Annotated in this window: 20 protein-coding genes and 1 pseudogene; 7 read left to right on the top strand and 14 right to left on the bottom strand. The window is 67.9% G+C overall.

The genetic code is table 11. The annotated features are described in order from the left end of the window. Window positions 1-26: 26 nt before the first annotated feature. The 6 genes and pseudogenes from pstB to NKI68_RS09500 all read right to left on the bottom strand — a co-directional run bounded on the left by pstB (window position 27) and on the right by NKI68_RS09500 (window position 5,816). Window positions 27-947: a phosphate ABC transporter ATP-binding protein PstB gene (pstB, locus tag NKI68_RS09525; RefSeq protein ID WP_254542825.1), complete on the bottom strand. Its 921-nt coding sequence runs from the start codon at window positions 945-947 to the stop codon at window positions 27-29. Window positions 948-958: 11 nt separating this feature from the next. Further along, a complete protein-coding gene (gene pstA / locus NKI68_RS09520; RefSeq protein ID WP_254542824.1) occupies window positions 959-2,539 on the bottom strand; it encodes a phosphate ABC transporter permease PstA in 1,581 nt (526 codons plus the stop codon). Further along, window positions 2,536-3,543, bottom strand: coding sequence for a phosphate ABC transporter permease subunit PstC (pstC, locus tag NKI68_RS09515; protein ID WP_254542823.1), 1,008 nt, complete (start codon window positions 3,541-3,543; stop codon window positions 2,536-2,538). The genes pstA and pstC overlap by 4 nt, the downstream gene beginning before the upstream one ends. A gap of 135 nt (window positions 3,544-3,678) precedes the next feature. Continuing rightward, window positions 3,679-4,824: a PstS family phosphate ABC transporter substrate-binding protein gene (locus NKI68_RS09510; protein ID WP_254542822.1), complete on the bottom strand. Its 1,146-nt coding sequence runs from the start codon at window positions 4,822-4,824 to the stop codon at window positions 3,679-3,681. 349 nt (window positions 4,825-5,173) lie between these two features. Then, window positions 5,174-5,461: pseudogene (locus NKI68_RS09505) on the bottom strand (WNWW family protein); the annotation flags it as partial. 34 nt (window positions 5,462-5,495) lie between these two features. Beyond that, on the bottom strand, window positions 5,496-5,816 hold the full coding sequence (locus NKI68_RS09500; protein WP_254542820.1) for a hypothetical protein: 321 nt from the start codon (window positions 5,814-5,816) through the stop codon (window positions 5,496-5,498). A 214-nt stretch (window positions 5,817-6,030) separates the two neighbouring features. Between NKI68_RS09500 and NKI68_RS09495 the strand changes: the two genes are divergently transcribed. The 3 genes from NKI68_RS09495 to NKI68_RS09485 are packed head-to-tail and all read left to right on the top strand — an operon-like array spanning window position 6,031 to window position 7,371. Beyond that, a complete protein-coding gene (locus NKI68_RS09495) occupies window positions 6,031-6,438 on the top strand; it encodes a 30S ribosomal protein S6e (RefSeq protein ID WP_254542819.1) in 408 nt (135 codons plus the stop codon). A gap of 4 nt (window positions 6,439-6,442) precedes the next feature. Beyond that, entirely contained in the window at window positions 6,443-6,868 is a 426-nt protein-coding gene (locus NKI68_RS09490) for a DUF7112 family protein (protein ID WP_254542818.1), read from the top strand. A gap of 41 nt (window positions 6,869-6,909) precedes the next feature. After that, window positions 6,910-7,371 (top strand): DUF5807 family protein, encoded by a 462-nt coding sequence (locus NKI68_RS09485; RefSeq protein WP_254542817.1) that lies wholly within the window; start codon window positions 6,910-6,912, stop codon window positions 7,369-7,371. Window positions 7,372-7,404: 33 nt separating this feature from the next. Here the strand turns inward: NKI68_RS09485 and NKI68_RS09480 are convergent, their stop codons facing one another. Next, a complete protein-coding gene (locus NKI68_RS09480; protein ID WP_254542816.1) occupies window positions 7,405-8,544 on the bottom strand; it encodes a DHH family phosphoesterase in 1,140 nt (379 codons plus the stop codon). A 126-nt stretch (window positions 8,545-8,670) separates the two neighbouring features. Next, on the bottom strand, window positions 8,671-9,069 hold the full coding sequence (locus tag NKI68_RS09475; protein ID WP_254542815.1) for a universal stress protein: 399 nt from the start codon (window positions 9,067-9,069) through the stop codon (window positions 8,671-8,673). 68 nt (window positions 9,070-9,137) lie between these two features. On the opposite strand from NKI68_RS09475, the gene NKI68_RS09470 reads away from it, so the two are divergent. After that, window positions 9,138-9,518, top strand: a complete 381-nt coding sequence (locus NKI68_RS09470) for a universal stress protein (protein WP_254542814.1) — start codon at window positions 9,138-9,140, stop codon at window positions 9,516-9,518. On the opposite strand, the gene NKI68_RS09465 is transcribed toward NKI68_RS09470, so the two are convergent. Continuing rightward, the gene (locus NKI68_RS09465; RefSeq protein WP_254542813.1) at window positions 9,515-10,051 is read right to left on the bottom strand and encodes a GNAT family N-acetyltransferase; all 537 of its coding nucleotides are present in this window, start codon (window positions 10,049-10,051) and stop codon (window positions 9,515-9,517) included. The genes NKI68_RS09470 and NKI68_RS09465 overlap by 4 nt on opposite strands. After that, window positions 10,048-10,416, bottom strand: a complete 369-nt coding sequence (locus NKI68_RS09460) for a universal stress protein (protein ID WP_254542812.1) — start codon at window positions 10,414-10,416, stop codon at window positions 10,048-10,050. The genes NKI68_RS09465 and NKI68_RS09460 overlap by 4 nt, the downstream gene beginning before the upstream one ends. 110 nt (window positions 10,417-10,526) lie before the next feature. Between NKI68_RS09460 and NKI68_RS09455 the strand changes: the two genes are divergently transcribed. Then, on the top strand, window positions 10,527-11,270 hold the full coding sequence (locus NKI68_RS09455; protein WP_254542811.1) for a DUF5806 family protein: 744 nt from the start codon (window positions 10,527-10,529) through the stop codon (window positions 11,268-11,270). Window positions 11,271-11,458: 188 nt separating this feature from the next. On the opposite strand, the gene NKI68_RS09450 is transcribed toward NKI68_RS09455, so the two are convergent. The 4 genes from NKI68_RS09450 to NKI68_RS09435 all read right to left on the bottom strand — a co-directional run bounded on the left by NKI68_RS09450 (window position 11,459) and on the right by NKI68_RS09435 (window position 13,221). Next, window positions 11,459-11,854: a type II toxin-antitoxin system VapC family toxin gene (locus NKI68_RS09450; RefSeq protein WP_254542810.1), complete on the bottom strand. Its 396-nt coding sequence runs from the start codon at window positions 11,852-11,854 to the stop codon at window positions 11,459-11,461. A gap of 3 nt (window positions 11,855-11,857) precedes the next feature. After that, the gene (locus tag NKI68_RS09445) at window positions 11,858-12,118 is read right to left on the bottom strand and encodes a type II toxin-antitoxin system HicB family antitoxin (RefSeq protein WP_254542809.1); all 261 of its coding nucleotides are present in this window, start codon (window positions 12,116-12,118) and stop codon (window positions 11,858-11,860) included. 99 nt (window positions 12,119-12,217) lie between these two features. Next, window positions 12,218-12,652, bottom strand: coding sequence for a GNAT family N-acetyltransferase (locus tag NKI68_RS09440; RefSeq protein WP_254542808.1), 435 nt, complete (start codon window positions 12,650-12,652; stop codon window positions 12,218-12,220). A gap of 113 nt (window positions 12,653-12,765) precedes the next feature. Then, entirely contained in the window at window positions 12,766-13,221 is a 456-nt protein-coding gene (locus NKI68_RS09435; RefSeq protein WP_254542807.1) for a DUF7529 family protein, read from the bottom strand. 161 nt (window positions 13,222-13,382) lie between these two features. Between NKI68_RS09435 and NKI68_RS23685 the strand changes: the two genes are divergently transcribed. After that, window positions 13,383-15,983 carry a dipeptide ABC transporter ATP-binding protein gene (locus NKI68_RS23685; protein WP_303657476.1) on the top strand — a complete coding sequence of 867 codons (2,601 nt, stop codon included), beginning with the start codon at window positions 13,383-13,385 and terminating at the stop codon, window positions 15,981-15,983. An 81-nt stretch (window positions 15,984-16,064) separates the two neighbouring features. Then, a complete protein-coding gene (locus NKI68_RS09420) occupies window positions 16,065-17,792 on the top strand; it encodes an ABC transporter substrate-binding protein (protein ID WP_254542806.1) in 1,728 nt (575 codons plus the stop codon). Window positions 17,793-17,809: the final 17 nt, after the last annotated feature.

The following is a 17,809-nucleotide window of genomic DNA, read 5'->3' as shown; positions in this document are numbered from 1 at the left end:
CTCCGTCCGCTGTGTCGTGCGTTCCGTCATCCGAACTTGCCGGTGATGTAGTCTTCGACGCGCTGGCTCTCCGGGTTCTCGAAGATCTGATCCGTGTCGCCGTACTCGACGAGTTCGCCGCCGGTGAGGAAGACGGCGGTCTGATCGGAGATGCGCGCCGCCTGCTGCATGTTGTGCGTGACGACGACGACGGTGTACTCGGTCGCCAGCTCCCCGATGAGGTCCTCGATCTTCGAGGTGGCGATGGGATCGAGCGCGCTCGCCGGCTCGTCCATCAGGATGACCTCCGGGTCGGTCGCCAGACACCGGGCGATACAGAGGCGCTGCTGCTGCCCGCCGGAGAGGCCGAGGGCGTTGTCGTCGAGGCGGTCCTTCACCTCGTTCCACAGCGCGGCGCGTTCGAGCGACCGCTCGACCAGTTCGTCCTCCGCCTCCCCGTCGTCGTCTCCCAGCAGTCGCGCGACGAGACTGCGGTCGATGTCACCGTGCTTTCGCGGTCCGTAGGTGACGTTGTCGCGGATGGATTTCGGGAACGGATTGGGCGACTGAAACACCATACCGACCCGCTTTCGGAGTTCCACTACGTTCACGTCCTCGTCGTAGACGTTCGTATCGTCGAGTCGGACGCCCCCCTCGACGCGTGCCGTTTTTATGCGGTCGTTCATCCGATTCAGACACCGAAGGAACGTCGATTTCCCGCAGCCCGAGGGGCCGATGAGCGCGGTGACGGTCCGCTCGGGAATCTCCATCGAGACTTCGTTGATCGCCTGCTCGTCGCCGTAATAGACGCTCAGATCCTCGACGGTAAGCTTCGCCTCCCCGTCGAAATCGTAGTCCGTCCACCGCGTTCTGATCTCCTCGTCGGTCTCACCGGTCGTGGTCCGGGTGCTGTTCGTTCGTTCGAGCGCGTTCGTCGCGTCCGAACTCGGCTCCGCTTCGTCAAGCATGTTCTTTTCGCTCATTGGTGTAGTTTCCGCCGGAAGTACCATCGGGTGGTGATGCCGACCGCGTAGAAGCTGAGCACCACGAGGAGGAGAACCAGTGCGGTGCTCCAGGGGTCGATACTACCGCCGATACCGCCCGTCCCGGCTCGTCCGATCCCCGCAGTCACGAGCGCGTATAGCTGGTACGGGAGGGCGGTCGATCCCTGCAACAGGGCATCGTTCGTCACGAACGGCGGCGTCGCGGTGAACGTGAACGAACCGAGCACGTCTACTGCGTACTGCGGTGTCGGGTTCGATGAGGACGACGTGACCAGCAGAATCGGTGCCGTCTCGCCCGCAATGCGTCCGATGCCGAGGATGATCCCGGTAACGACACCGGGAAGCGCTGCCGGGAGGACGACGCTTCGGATCGTTTGCCACTGGCTCACGCCGAGCGCTGCACTGGCATCGCGGTACTCGTCGGGGACGGCTTTCAGCGCCTCCCGTGAGGTGGTGACGACCAGGGGGAGCAGCATGAACCCGAGAACGAACTGGCCAGCCAAGATGGAGTCGTGGTTGCCGAACCGCGGGACGAAGAAGGCCAGGCCGAACAGTCCGTAGACGATGCTCGGCGTGCTCCAGAGCCCGTTCGTGGCGATTTCGATAACGCGGGTGAACCGCCCCTGCTCTGCGTACTCCGTGAGGAAGATCGCCGCGCCGACGCCCATCGGTACCGCGATTACGACCGCGCCGACGACGAGCCAGACGGTGCCAACGATCGCAGGCCAGATGCCGTTGACGTCGTTGGTGATGTTCGCGGCGTTCGTCACGAACGGCCAATGGAACGGAAGCAGCGAAAAGCCCCGAAACAGACCCGCCCAGCCACGGGTGACGATGAACGCGACGAGGAGGAACAGTACCGCGAGCATCCCGAACGCGTTCAGGGTGATAAGCACGTATGCGCCCGTCTGACGCCCACGACTACCGAATCCGTCGTAGGCCTTCGCGCCAGCCCACACGACCAGTAGCGAGACGACCAGCATGATACCCGGAACGACGATGTCGGCGCTGAACGTCGGTTCTACGTCCGTCGGGTGCCACGTCCACTCGGGGCCGATAGTCCGCGTCAGGAGGATCACCCCGACGAACACGGCGAACGCGCCAGCGGGGAGCGTCGATCCCACGTCTTCGCGTGGAAGCACCGTCGCCAGGAGGAGGCCGATCCCGCCGAGACTCGCCGGGACGAACCAGCCAATCCCGTACGGACCGTTTATACCGAGGGTCTGTGAGACGATCAGGCCGACGACGACGAACCCGAGAAGACCGAACACCCCGCCCGTCACCAGCCCCGCGCTCGCGCTCGGATCGGTCTCTACGTAGCCGAACCGCGAGACGAGGCCGATGCCAGCGACGATCGCGCCCAGCACGAGGGAGAACACCCCGAACAGGTCGTACAGCGAGATGCCCGCGACGGTGCTCCCGGGCTTCGCCACCTCGAACAGCGCCGCCCACGCGAGCACGAACGTGACGAACGCGAGGCCGATGACCGCCGCGGCGGCCCGATCGTGAAGCGACTGACGGTCGTCGACGAGGGCGGTCTGCTGGCTGGTGCTCACGTTTCGGCCTCCAACTTGCGCTTCATCCGATGTTCGATGCTCTGCGCGACGACCGAGATGATCATGACGACGACGAACAGCGTCACGCCGGCGGCGAACAACGCGCTCAACTGCATCGACGACGCGTCGCCGTACTGACTGGCGATGAGACTGGTCAGGGTGACTGAGTTCCCGAATACGTCGTACAGCGGATCGGGGAGATAGACCGTTCCACCGAGGATGACAGTGGCGGCCATCGTTTCACCGACCGCCCGTCCCACGCCGAGTAGCACTGCCGCCGCCACGCCCGAGAACGCAGCGGGCACAGTGATCGACTTCATCGTCTGCCAGTCGGTCGCTCCGAGCGCCAGCGAACCGCTCTTCGCCGACTCCGGAACGCTCGTGATCGCGTCTTCGGCGACGGAGACGACCGTCGGCAGCGCCATCAGCCCGATCACGACTCCGGCGAGAAAGAGACTGCCCTGCGAGGACAGTTCGAGTTCGTAGAACAGATACCGGTTCAGGATGGCGAAGCCGATGAACCCGTAGACGATCGACGGAATCCCGGCCAGGATCTCGACTGCCGGTTTGATCGCCGCACCCACTCGATCCGGCGCGATCTCGGCGATGAACAGCGCACCCGCGATCCCGAGGGGTGCCGCGATCATCGTCGCGATGGTCGTCGTTACCACGGTACCGTGGATGGGCGCGATCAACCCGTACGGGCCACCCGCGTTCCACTGGACGGTGGTGAAGATCCGCGCTCCCATCAGTCGGAACGCGGGTAGCGATTCGAGGACCGTGTATACGGCGATAAGTCCGAGGACGACGATCGTTACGACCGTCGTTAGCAACGTCAGCCCGCGTGCGGTCTCTGCTTGATGTGCGTGCCAGCCGTACGCGACCGTACCGACGAATCCGAGTAGCGGGACGACGGTGAAGCGCGACCCGAACAAGAACGCCGCGAACGCCAGGACGAGCGACAGTCCGCCGACTCCCCACACGAGTAGCGATCCAGTATCCATGTCGGCTAGTCGTCGCGGTACGGTCGTTTCTACCCCTGTACTCCCGAGCATTGTAAGGTGGTTCTAAATGATCGATGTTCAGTGATCCAGTTACGTTTCCGTTGACGCCGTTCGATAGAACGAGGTCCGGTGCGGCTACTTCTCGGGTTCGGGTAGCTTTTTCAGCTGTTCCTCGCGGCGGCTCTTGGGCAGCTTGAAGTAGTTGTTCGGTTCGACGAACATCTCCTGACCGTACTTGCTGAGCAGCATCCGGATGAACGCGGCTTCCTTCTTCGAAGTCCCCTCGTACGTGTAGCAGTGGAGGTCGCGTGAGAGCGGGTAGTCCTTCGCTCCGAGGCCGTTCTCCTCGGCACCGTACTCGTAGGTCGTCCCGTTGATCGTCAGGCCGATGGGCGGAACGGCACCGTCGGGTTTGATGAACGCGAGCGCCATGTAGGCGCTCGCGTTGTCGGAGTTCGCGACGATCCTCTGAACTTGCTGGTTCTGCCCCTTTCGGACGTCGACGCCGGGGATCTTCGCCTCGGGATCGCCGAACAGGTTGGCGCGGAACGCGGTGTCCGTCCCGGATCCGACCGCGCGACCGACGGCCTGGATCTCCTTGTCGGGACCGCTGTAGCCGTCGACTTCCGACCAGTTCTGGATCTCGCCCTTGTAGATGGCTTTCAGCTGGTCTGCGGTGATTTTCTTCACGCCCGCGTCGTAGATCGCGCGGGAGACGACGATCGGCTGACCGTCGACGCCGACCACGTGATCGACGAACTTCTCGAGCTTCGATTGTTCGAGGTCGGGAAGCTCGTCGGAGATCGGTGCCGACGAGTCACCGATGTCGACCTGCCCGTTCATGACCTTCTTCACGCCCGTTCCGGAGTGGGAGAGGCCGACGTTGACGTAGAACGGGACGTTGTTTCCGCTCGATTCGAAGCCGTAGAGGCTCGCCCAGTAGTCGGCCATCCGCATGTCAGTATCGATCCCGTACTGGCCAGGCCCCCAGTACTCCTTGTCGTCGGCGGGCGGATTCGAGTTCCAGACGGACGCGCCGTCGCTCGTGATCGGGTAGACGGTCGAGGAACCGTCGGCCGTCAGCGGCGCGTCGCCGCTGGAACCCCCTTGATCGCCACCGTCGTCGCTCTGCGATCCGTCCGACCCGTTATCGCCGTCGCTACCGTTGTCGTTGTTTGTGCTACCAGCGCACCCCGCCAGTGCGGCGATCCCCGCCGTCCCGGTGCCGAGGATGACCGTCCGCCGCGATACCGCCGCGTACTCCGTTGAGTCGTCCGTCATCACCCGACCGGTTATCGTTTCTAAACAAGTAAGTTCGTATTTCTTATATATTTTTACACGTTACCAGGGGGGGCCGGACGTAGTGATATTGTCATCTACGTCGACCAGACGGTAGTATGTACGAACTATGTACTTACGTCCTGGCCGTCAACGGATCCGCTCTCCCCGCTCTGTCTCGTCGGATCCTTCCCTCTCGGGGTCTCCCGTACTGCGTGAACGCTCCCTCGAGTTCCCGATCAACAGCTATCCCCCCGCGATCGCGTCCCTTACGTCCACCTCCGCCTGGACGATGGGCGGTCGGCGTCGGAGCACTGCCGCACTGCCACCGTCTCGCCAGTTGCGTCTCGCGCTATCGCTCCACGGCGCGCACCTGAAACGCCGCGTAGCCGCCGAAGGCGAGTTCGAGCGACCCGATCCACCAGTTCCAGCGCTCTGGCAGACGCCCGTCGGGGGCGTCCCGGAGATTCCCCACGACCGCCCCGGGCGAGAGCGCCGCGCCCACGTCCGACTCGTAGCGGCCCGAGTCGGCCAGGTCGCGGGCCTGCCGGCAGACGACCCGCAGTTCGCCGGGGGTCGGGTCGAAGGCCTCGGCGAGCGCCCGCTCCAGTTCGTCCCGGTCCATGCGGGTGGCTCGCGCTCCAGCCGGATCAGTGTCGCGCCGTCGGCCGCCCCTAGCCGCTCGGGAACATGAACCGCCCGTCGGTCGCGAGCTCCTGCATCCCCTCGACGGTCTCCTGCATCCCCTCCAGGCGCTCGCGGACCCGCTCGTAGTCGGGGTCCTCGCGCTTCAGTCGCGTCACGACGTCCGTCGCCTGGCGGTGCAGGCGGTCGAAGAGGTGCGGGTACTCGGTGGCTCGAACGCGGTCGAGCGCCTCCCGGACGAGATCCGAGACGGTCTGCCACTCGCCGCGGGCCGCGTGCCCGCGCGCCGCGTCGATAACGTACGACGCCCCGTCGTACTCGGGGTGATCCCTCGCGGTGCAGTTCGTCATGTGCTCGACTAGAGCACTCCCCGCCGGACCCCGCTTTCCGCTACCACGCTAGCCCCGCCGCTCCGCGCGCCGGCTATACACAATGCCCTGCCGAACGCGGTCTCGAACTCGCCCGGGAGGCCGATCGAACGCCGAGAATTCGGGGCGTTCGGGGCCTGCGGTCGGGAACGCTCGTTTCAGTACGTTTTTCACCGCCCGTCGTTTCACACCGGGTATGGCTGAGTTTCAGGTCGTCGTCGCCGACCCCGAGGACGGCACGACCCACCAGTTCGACATCGAGGGACAGGACGCGAACCGCTTCATCGGCCGCGACCTCGGCGACGAGGTCGACGGCGCTGCCGTGGGCCTCGACGGCTACACCATCGAACTCACCGGCGGGTCCGACAACGCCGGGCGTCCGATGCGCGCCGACGTGGCGGGGCCGAACCTGAAGGCGCTGCTGCTCACCGGGGGCGTCGGCTACGAGCCGACCGTGAAGGGCGAGCGCAAGCGCGTCACCGTTCGCGGTCGCGAGATCAACGAGGAGACGCGCCAGATCAACGCGAAGATCGTCGAGCGCGGCAGCCAGTCCGTCGAGGAACTGCTCGGTCTCGACGACGGCGACGACGGCGGCGACGAATAGGGCAGTGGCCGACCGCATCCCGCACGACCACTCCTCGGTTACTACCGTTCGCGCCCACCTCGAGCGCGCGGGCCGGACCGACCGCCCGAAACTGGTGCTCCCCGAGGAGGTGTCGATCCCCGACGACCCCGTCCGCCTCGTCCTCGACGGCCGCACGTATCACGCCCGGATCGAACCCGACTTCGACGACGTCCCCGAGATCCGCGGCGCGTACGACAACGCCCGGATGGCCCGCGAACGCGACGGCGCGAACCGCCTCGTCGAGTGGTACGAGGACGGCAACCTCTCGTTCGGTCGCTCGGTCCACTTCGACGTCGTCGATCCCGGCGACCTCTACGGCGTCCGCGCGCCGGGCGAACGCGCCACCTACGACTCGCGCGATACGCCCTCGGACTCGCTCGCGGACATCGCCCGCGACCTCGACGAGTAGAGAGTGGCAGGCTTTTCCCACCGCGGCGAGTAGCCACGCCCATGGACACCGCACGACGCGAATTCCTCGCGGGCGAGCGCCCGGACGACGTGCTCATGTTCCTCGCGGACGAGGCCGTCGCGAACCCCGACGGCCTCCTCTCGATCGGCGAGGCGACCGACCGCGGCGTCGTCCTCGTGGTCCCCGGCGACCGGGGGCGGAGCGCCTTCGAGTCGGCCGTCGGCGTCGATCCGATGAACTTCGCCGGCGCGGCGATGGGGACGGAGGGCGAGATCGCCCCCGACCTCGCCGCCGGCGACTGCCCGAGCGCCCACCCCGACGAACCGGGCGAGGACCACCGCGTGCGGTTCGTCTTCGCGTTCGCGGAGGCGGCGAACCCCGAGGTCGGCGGCCTCTACGCCGAGGGCGACGTGATCCACGCCTACGCGGCCTGCACCTGCGGGACGACCTACTCCGACCGGTGGGTCGCGGGCGATCGACCGGTGCCGGACGAGGACGAATAGCGAGTCCTTCGATGAACGGAGGCGACCGCTCGCTCAGTCGTAGGCGTCGAACTCAGACTCCTCCTCCTCCGGCGGCAGGTTGCGGAACGCGTCGAGGATGACCTGTTTCGTCGTCGCGCCGCGGGTCGTCCAGTGGTGGGCGTAGTCGAGCATGTCGCGGTAGATGTCGGGCTTGCACCCGGCGGCGCGGGGGTGGCCGCCGCCGCCGACCTGCGCGGCGACCTCGTGACAGCGCTCGAACCCGTCGGAGCCGCGGATGGAGGCGCTCCCGGCGGGCTTGACGATCACCGCGGCGTCCGCGCCGCGCTCGCGCAGCGCCTCCGCGACCTCGTTCTGCGAACAGCGCCCGTAGGTGACGGCGACGTCGACGCCGTCCACCTCCCGCACGTCGGCGCGCTCGACCGCGAGGTCGATCAGCGCCTGCTTCTCGATGCGCCGCTCCTCGACGTACCGCTCGACGATCGGCGGGAGGTCCGCGCCGTGGGCGCGCACGGTGGCGACGTAGACCTCCGGGGAGACCCAGTAGGCGTAGTCGGCGAGGTCGTCGCTGCGCTCGTCGGCGCGGATCCAGAGGTCGTGATCGCGCGTCACCGCGGCGAGGTCCTCGAAGCGCGCGTCGAAGTCGTGATCGAGGCTACGCAGGGCGACGTCGGTCGTGCACTCCTCCTCCGAGTCGCCGACGACGAGTTCGACGCCCAGTTCGCGCACCCGCGCGGCGAGGTCGGGGTCCCACTGGTGGTGGTCGAACCACGACACCGTGGACGCGCCCGCGACGACGTCCGCGAGCGCGTCGACGTCTGTCTCCTCGTCGGGGCAGAGGTCGCAGACGAACACCTCGACGCCGTCCGGGAGGTACTCGGCGGCCGCCGCGAAGGAGTCGGCGAGGTCGTGCGGCGAGGTGGGCAGGAGCGCGACGCGCCCCTCTGGGGGTTCGAACTCCTCGCCGGGATCGACCGTCCCCGCCTCGACGTCGCCGCGCGCCTCGCGGATCAGCGCGACGCACCCGAGGCCGTCCGCGTCCGGGTCGGCGACGACGACCGTCTCCGCGCGTTCGAGCGCGGCGACGCGCTCCTCGCTCGGTCCCTCCTCGTCCGGCAGGAAGAAGCCCGCGCCGGGGATGACCGACTTGCGCGACAGGGAGAGCCGATCCGTGTCGATGAGGTCCTCGTTCATACGGGGCCGAGGGGACGGGACGCAATCAAGGCGGTGGTTCGCCCGCGCCGTCCGTCGTCCACCGTCCACCGTCCACCGTCCACCGTCCACGGTCCGCCAGGTCGCTCGACGATGCGTCGTCGGGCGTTACGCCTCCTCTGGGTGCTCCAGCTGTCTGACGGTCAGCACGGGGACGGGACAGTCGTGGACGATCGCCTCGGCGACGCTCCCGAGGTGGTAGGAGAAGGGGCCGTCTCGGCCGCGCGTCCCCGTGGCGACGAGGTCGGCGTCGACCGACGCGGCGTAGGCCTGGATCGTCTCGGCGGCCTCGCCGCGCTCGATCACGGTCGTCAGGGGGTAGTCGGTGTCGGCCCTGAGCGCGGCGAGGACGTCCCGCACCTCCGCCTCGTGGGCGGCGGTGGGTTCGTCCAGCACCGAGAGGACGTGGACTTCGGCGTCGAAGCGACGGGCGAGATCGAGCGCCGCGTCGACCGCCCGCGCCGCGCTCGTGCTGCCGTCGGTCGCGATGACCACCGTCTCGAACATGTGTGCGACTATCGCGGCCGGTCTCAAATACTCGGTGGGTTTTTGCCCTCGCTGGCGCAGGACCCCGTATGGACATCGACACGGTGCTTGTCCCCGTCGACGGCAGCGGGGAGTCGGACCGGGCGATCGAGGTCGCCGTCGCCGTCGCGGAGCGCTACGACGCGCAGGTCCACGCGCTGTACGTCCTCGATCGGGACCGGCGCGAGCACACCGAGGAGATGATGACCAGCGTCCGCGCCCTCGCGGACGACGTTCCGCTCACCCACTCGGTCGCCTACGGCTTCTCCACGTCGCACCTCACGACCCACCCCGGGAGCGTCGTCCTCGACGCCGGCGAGGACGCCGGGGCGGACTTCCTCGTCGTCCCCCGCGAGCACCCCGGCGAGCTGCTCGGCAAGGTCGCGGGGTACGTCCTCCAGTTCGCCGAACAGCCCGTGTTGTCGGTCTAGTCCCGCCGCCCGGGATCGAGGCGCAGCGACATCTCCATCTCGAAGCTCTCGGACTTGCTCGACTCGAAGCCCACCTTCCGGTAGAGCGCGATGGCGGGCGCGTTCCACCGCTCGACGGTGAGCCAGACGCGGTCCACGCCCTCGCGCTCGCCCTGGCCCAGCAGCGCGGTGATGAGCCTCGTCCCGATGCCCGCGTTCTGGTACGAAGAGAGGACGAAGATGGCGAGTTCGTACCCCGCTCCGCCGTCGGGGACGAGCGTGGCGTGTCCGACGACCTGCTCGTTCGCGCGCGCGACGACGTTCACGCAGTCCTCGCTCGCGATCCCGTCGAGCCAGTCGCGGATGCGCTCCTCGCCCGTCGGCGGGATGCCCTGCGCGCGGTCCTCCGGGTCGAAGTCGAGGTACATCGCGACGAGCGCGTCCACGTCCCCGTCGAACGCCCGTATCTCGACGGTGCGGCCCTCCTTGTCCTCGAAGGACAGCGGCGGGGCCTCGAACGGTCCGGCCGGTTCATCGGGATAGATGCGCGTCATCGTATCAGCGTCACCGACGTGTTGGCGTTCAGCAGGACGAACTCGGCGATGCTGCCGATGTTGATCTTCCCGAGGGGACTCGTCTCGCCGCCCCCGAGCACGATGCGGTCGAAGCCGCCGCTCTCCGCGAGGTCGACCAGCCGGCTCCCGGCGTGGCCCTCCAGTGACACGACCTCGGCGTCCATCCCGAGGTCGACGAGCCGGTCGCGCGCACGCGATTCGACCTCCTCGACCGAGAGCGGCGAGTCCGGGTTCTCCACGACGGCGACCGTCACCTCGTCGCCGGCCTCGCGCGCGCGATCGAGCGCCTGCCCCAGGGCGCGCAGCGAATCGTCGCTGCCGCCGATGCCCACCAGCGTTCGCATGCGTGGGTGATTACCCCGTGAGAGCAAAAGCCTCCCGGCAACGATCGTCGGGCCCCCCCCGACGAGACGCCCGGCGACACCCTTTTTCGCGACCGGACTGGAGGGAAGGTATGACCGAGACGCCGGGAGACGACGAGAACGACCGTCGCCAGCCGTCCGCCGCCGACGAGTCCCCACGAGGAGACGCCCCCACCGACGAACCGGACTCGTCGTCTCGCGGGTCCAACGCCGGATCGACCGACGCCGGATCGACTGACGAGCGAGGGATCGACGAGCGGGAGGCCTCGAGCGACGCCGACGCCGCTCCGGGGGGCGCGGACGGGCCGGTCGATCGGGAGGTCCCGGAGGACGTGCGCAAGTACGAACGCTTCAAGAAGATCGACGGCGCGCAGTACGACCGGGCGAACCGCTTCCTCCGCGACCGGACGTACATCACGGCCCGCGAGTGGGCCATCGCCCGCCTCTGTTCTGACTTCCGCACGGAGACGGGCGTCGAGATGACGAAGATCGGCGAAAACCTGCCCGAACTCGTCCCATTCATGGAGGACACCTACACGCCCCAGGCGGTCAACCAGGCCCGCGCGGCGTTCGAGGAGAAGGTCCGCAAGGCGGGCGCGACGTTCCTCTACGGCGCGATGTGTGACTTCTTCACCGCCGAGGAACTCGACGACATCATGTACGAGACGACCGAGGTGGCGAAGTTCCTCCTCGAAGTCGAGGGCGTGGACCTCTCCGTCGAGCAGGAACTCGAGGCGGAGGAGCGAATCAGCAGCATCATGCGCGAGGTGCGGAAGGCGAGTTCGGAACTGCGCGAGCGGGAGACGGAGACGGAGACGAGCGCGGACGACGACTAGCGGCGTCAGTCGAGCGATCGAACGGTCGGCTTCTCCTGAATAACGTCTCCAGACGCGATCTACCGATACCGGGCTCGTTGTCCGCCCTGCGACGCCCACTTCGATAGACGCGGCCCAGCGGGAGACGAGAGCATTGCCGAAAAACCCTGACGGTGAAGTGACACCGGCCGAGCAGCACGAATACTGACTCAAATGAACTCGTCCAGGGGTACCGCCCCGTTCGCGAGCAGTTCGCCGTCGAAGGTAACGAACGGCCAGTCGCGCCGCTGTGCTTGCGCGAGAAGGAGAGCGTCCATCGGGTACAGGAGCGTCTCCTGTTGTAGCGATTCGGCGTTTACTACGTCCTGTATCGCCGGCGGAAAGACCAGGAGATCCTCACGGAGATCCGCGAGCGTCTCCTCGACGCGCGATTGCTCGACGCGCTTCTTCTTCGCGAGGACGGTCCGGAGTTCCATCAGCACGAGCGTCGAGGTCGCGAGCGTTCGTGACCCGTCGAGGAGCGCCGTTGCGACCGCTCCTCGTTGGGGTTCGTCGGTCAAAGTCGCGATGAAGACGTTCGTATCGACGAACAGCGGACCGCTCATCGATCACTCGCGCTCGCGGATCTCGCGCACGCTCGCGACGGAATCGACGTCGATGTCCGCGAAGCGTCCGGCGAGTCGCTTGCCCAAACGGTTCTGCGCGTCGCTACGCGATCGGTCCTCAGCGACGTATCGAGCGACGGCTGCATCGAGCCGACCGAGTGCTCGTCGGCGCGTCTCGCCAGTGGCCGTGACCCCCGTCTCCTCATCGACCGCGGTCCACCGGTCGGGCCCTTCGAGTAACCGGATCTCACGCCCCGTACTCATGACGAGATCTACTCGTCCCGGCGCTAAATCTGTTCGCCCCGAATCGCGTGGGTAGCGAGAGGGCTACCGCAACGTACGTTCCACGAGTCGGAGCGCCAGCTACTCCAGCGACCGCGTGAACACGTAGCTCGCCCGATCCATCCCGGCCCGCTCCTCGTAGAAGCGGTGCGCGTCGGCACGTTCGAGGCCGGACGAGAGCGCGATCGTCCCACAGCCGTTCTCCCGCCCCCACGCCGCGACGTGATCGAGCAGGCGCTCGCCGTAGCTCCGGGAGCGGCGCTCGGCGTCGGTCACGAGGTCGTCAACCCAGACGTGGCGGCCGTAGTAGGTCGTCGTCCGGATCCGCGCGCCCGCGAGCGCCGCGATCTCGCCGTCGACGGAGAGCGCGAACAGGGCGTAGCCCTCCTCTCGAAGCCGTCCGCGGTAGTCCAGGAACGCCGCCTCGTCCAGGTGCGGCCGTAGCTGGCGCATCACGGGGTGGGCGTCGCGCCACTCGTCCTCGCCCGTCAGTTCCTCGATCTCGATCGCGGTCATCGTGCGGACCCTTCCCGTCGCCGACCATCCGCGTTCCGCATCCGTGCGTAAGAGGGGCCACAAGTGGGCGGCGCGGCTGCGAGCGCGACCCGGACGATCCGGCCAAATCCGGACTAGTCCGCGAAGAACAGCTCCGGTCGGTCGAACGCGATCGCGACGGCCTCGTCGCTGCTCAGGCTCCGCACGTAGGTGAGCACCTGCCCCGTCTCCGCGGCGGACTCGCGCACCCCGTCGATCCGATCGGGCGCGTAGTAGAGCGGACAGCAGACCGCGACGCCGGCGTCGCCGTCGCGGACGACGACGAGCACGTAGACGACGCCCTCCTCCTCGGCGCGGAACACCTCCGTCTCGTCGAGCGACGACGACGCGACCAGCGCCTGCACCCGCTCGAACTCCTCGCCCGGGACGACGACGTCGAAACCGCTCCCGTCGTCGGGTGTCGTCACGTCGCCGGGGTGGAGCGCGACCACGTCGTACCCCTCCTCGCGGTACTCGTCCGCGGTCGCCTCCATGTCGTCGATGACCTGCTCCCAGCCGTCGCCGACGCGCACGCCGCCGTGTTCGTCCATGTCCGACCTCAACGTTCCGGGAGTAAAAGGGTGTCCGCTCTCCCCTCTCAGCTCTCCACCCGGGCCCCGCGGACGGTCGGCGGCGATCGGCGTCTCGATTGCGACACCGTCCCGCGACGCGACTCCCCAAACGATTTAGTGACATCTCGCCAACGACGGCTATGTCCGATTTACTCACTGTCTCCGGACTGCGAACGCAGTTCGACACCGACCGCGGGACGGTCAGGGCGGTCGACGGCGTGGACCTCGCGATCCGCGAGGGCGAGACCGTCGGCCTCGTCGGCGAGAGCGGATCCGGGAAGTCCGTCACCGCGCTCTCGGCGATGCGCCTCGTCGACTCGCCGGGTCGGATCGCGGGCGGCGAGGTGCGCTTTTCCGCCCCCTCGACGGTCAGACGCCTCGCCCGCCGGTACCCGGAGGGGATCGCCACCCCCGAGCGCGACGGGTACGTCCGCGTCGAGGCGGGGACGGTCGACGCCGGGACCGCCCCCGCGGACGTCGAGGCGACCGACGACCCGGACGAGGTCGCCCGGATCGCCCGCGAGCACCCCGCGGGCGTCGCCACCGAGGACGAGGAGGGGTTCGTCTGGATCGAGGCGGGGTCGGTCGACCTCACCGCCGCCCCCGAGCGCGTCATGCGGGAGGTGCGCGGCGGCGACATGGGGATGATCTTCCAGGACCCGATGACCTCGCTCAACCCCGCGCTGACGGTCGGCGAGCAGGTCGCAGAGAGCCTCCAGCTGCACCGCTACGGCGGGCGCAAGCGGGACTCCTGGTTCAACGCCGTCCGCGAGGTGCTCACGCGGGGCGGCGTGAGCGAGGAGGTCCGCGAGAACGCGATCGAACTCCTCGCGGAGGTGGGGATCCCCGAACCCGCCCAGCGCGTCGACGAGTACCCCCACGAGTTCTCCGGCGGGATGCGCCAGCGCGTGCTCATCGCCATCGCGCTCGCCTGCCGTCCGCAACTGCTCATCGCGGACGAGCCGACGACCGCCCTCGACGTGACCATCCAGGCGCAGATCCTGGACCTCATCAACGAACTGCAGGACGACCTCGGGATGTCCGTCCTGATGATCACCCACGACCTCGGGGTGGTCGCGGAGACGTGCGACCGCGTCGCCGTCATGTACGCCGGCGAGATCGTCGAGGAGGGGCCGGTCGAGGAGATCTTCGAGAACCCCAGCCACCCCTACACCTACACGCTGCTCCAGTCCATCCCGAGCGAGGACACGGAGCGCCTGACGCCGATCGAGGGGAACGTCCCCGACCTCATCGACCTGCCCGAGGGGTGTCACTTCGCGCCGCGGTGTCCCTGGGCGACGCCCGAGTGCACCGAGGGCGAGATCCCGTTCCTCCAGCACGGTCCCGAGGGCGTCGACCACCGGGCGAAGTGCGTCCTCCCCGAGTTCGACGCGGACGAGTACGGCGTCGAGGAGGGGATCAGCGCGGAGTCGACCGCCCCGACGGGCGACCCCCTCGTCGAGGTGCGCGGGCTGAAGAAGCACTTCTCGCGGGCCGACGGACTGCTCGACGAGGTGCTCGGCGTCGACGCGCGGGCGGTGAAGGCGGTCGACGGCGTCGACCTCGACGTCTACGAGGGCGAGACGCTCGGGCTGGTCGGCGAGTCCGGCTGCGGGAAGTCCACGACCGGGCGGACGATCCTCCGCCTGCTCGACCCCACCGAGGGACGGGTCGTCTTCGCCGGACACGACCTGAGCGACCTCTCGCGCGGCGAGCTGCGCGAGCGTCGGCGGGACATGCAGATGATCTTCCAGGACCCGCTGTCGAGCCTCGACCCGCGGATGACCGTCGGCCAGACCGTCGCCGAACCGCTCACGATACACGGCCTCCCCGAGGAGGGCTCGCGCCGCGAGCGCGTCGCGGAGTTGCTGGAGGCGGTCGGCCTCGACCCGAGCCAGCGCGATCGCTACCCCCACGAGCTGTCGGGCGGGCAGCGCCAGCGCGTCGGCATCGCCCGCGCGCTGGCCGTCGATCCCGACTTCATCGTCTGTGACGAGCCCGTCTCGGCGCTCGACGTGAGCGTCCAGGCGCAGATCCTGAATCTACTGGAGGACCTCCAGGACGAGTTCGGGCTCACCTACCTCTTCATCGCCCACGACCTGAGCGTCGTCCGCCACATCTGCGACCGCATCGCCGTCATGTACCTGGGCGAGGTCGTCGAGGTGGCGGGGACCGACGAACTGTTCGACGACCCGAAGCACCCCTACACCCGGGCGCTGCTGTCCGCGATCCCCGAGCCCGACCCCCGCGCCGCCACCGACCGCGTCATCCTGGAGGGCGACGTGCCGAGCCCGGTCGCGCCGCCGTCGGGCTGTCACTTCCGCACGCGCTGTCCGTCGGTCATCCCGCCGGAGGACGTCGACGTCGAGCAGGGGGCCTACCGCGAGGTGATGAACCTCCGCCAGCGCGTCGAGGACCGGACGCTCGACGTGGCGTCGCTCCGGGCTGAACGCGGCGAGCGCGCGGCGACCGACGGCGGGACGGCCGCCTCGGATTCGGCGTCGAGTTCCGTCTCCGCGCCGGAGGGCGCGGCGCTGGCGGACGCGCTGTTCGAGCACGACCTGACCGGGGAGAACCGCGCGACCGTCGAGCGGGCGCTTGCGCGCGTCGCCGCGGAGGACTGGGAGGCGGCCGAGTCGCTCCTGCGCGAGCGCTTCGCGAGCGTCTGTGAGCGCCGCTCGCCGACCCTGCAGGACGCCCCCCACCCGGCGGCCTGCCACCTGTACGATCACTCCGAATAGTAGAGAAAACCGCTCCCCGTGACTGAATTTGACTTGGGAGTCTTCGGTAACCTTATGTAATACCGTGCGACCCTTGTGAGTATGCCTACTGGTGACAAATATGGCCGGAGAACGTTCCTGAAGGCGGCGGGCGCGACGGCGGCGGCCGCGACGCTGGCGGGGTGTGCCGGCGGTAACGGTGGCGACGGTAACGGCGACGGCGACGGCAACGGTAACGGCGGTGGCGGCGGCAGCGGCGGTACCCTCATCTGGGCCCGCGGCGACCACCCGACGAACTACGACCCCCAGCAGACGACCAGCGGCGAGGTCGTGAAGGTCACCAACCAGATCTTCAACCAGCTCATCCAGTTCGTCCCCGGCGGCGGCGGGAAGCTCGAGGCCGGGCTGGCGACCGACTACGAACTGACGGAGACGACGGCCACGCTCACGCTCCGCGAGGGCGTCACCTTCCACAACGGCGATGAGTTCACCGCCGACGACTTCGTGGCGACCTACCGCCGGTTCGTCGACGACAGCTACCAGTACTACCTGGGCAAGGAGTCGGTCACCGGGAAGATGTCCGCCTACGGTCCCTTCACGCTCGGAAACTGGGTGAAGGACGTCACGGCCGACGGCAAGCGCTCGCTGACCATCGAACTGAAGCAGAAGTACGCGCCGTTCCTGCGGAACCTGGCGATGTTCGCCTCCTCGGTGCTCTCGAAGAAGCAGATCGAGGAACTGGGTTCGGACCAGCAGCAACTCGGGGCGAACCCCGTCGGGACGGGCCCGTTCACGTTCGACCAGATGGACAACAGCAACCAGCGCGTCCTGCTCCGAAAGAACGGCGAGTACTGGGGCGACGGCCCCCACGTCGACCAGGTCGTGTTCAGGGGGATCAAGGAGAACTCGACGCGCGCGCAGGCGGTCGTCAACGGCGACGCGCACGTCATCGACGGGATCGGCGCGCAGGCCTCGAAGCAGATCAAGAGCGCCGACTCCGCGACGCTGCTGGAGAAGGACGGCATCAACGTCGGGTACATGGCGTTCAACATGGCCCGGTTCGAACCGTTCCGGAAGAAGAAGGTCAGGCAGGCGATCAGCTACGCCGTCAACACGAAGGTCATCGTCGAGGAGATCTACGAGGGCTTCGCCACGCAGGCCGACCAGCCCATCCCGCCGAACGTCCTCGGGTACAACGACGGCGTGAAGCCGTACCCGAACGACAAGCAGAAGGCGAAGAAGCTGCTGGAGGAGGCGGGCTTCGGCGACGGTCTCACCTTCCAGCTGGCGACGTTCTCGAACCCCCGGGGGTACAACCCGTCGCCGCTCGAGACGGCCCAGCAGGTGAAATCCGACCTCGCGGACGTGGGCGTCACCGTCGAGATCAACCAGTTCTCGACGTTCTCGTCGTTCCTCGATTTCACCAGCCAGGGCAAGCACGACGCCTGCTTCCTCGGGTGGTACACCGACAACGCGGACCCGGACAACTTCTTCTACGCGCTGCTCCACCCGCAGGTGGAGGACTCGAAGGTCCCCGGCGGCCAGGACTGGGTCAGCTGGGACACGAAGGGGATGAACACGCTGAACGTCGCCGCGTGGGCCAACCCCGAGTACATGACGCTCGTCGAGAAGGGACAGACCACCTACGACGAGGGGAAGCGCCGGACGCTCTACCAGCAGGCGGGTAAGCTCGCCCACGAGGAGGCACCGTGGGTGTTCATCGACTACGCGAAGACGCTCCGCGGCGTCAACGAGGCGGTCGATCAGAGCACCTACACGGTCAGTTCCATCGGCGGACCGTACCTCAACACGGTCAAGCTCAAGCAGTAGCGAACCCCTCCCCAACG

Source organism: Halomarina pelagica (assembly GCF_024228315.1).
GTDB lineage: Archaea > Halobacteriota > Halobacteria > Halobacteriales > Haloarculaceae > Halomarina > Halomarina pelagica.
This window is presented reverse-complemented; position numbering and strand designations above follow the sequence as displayed.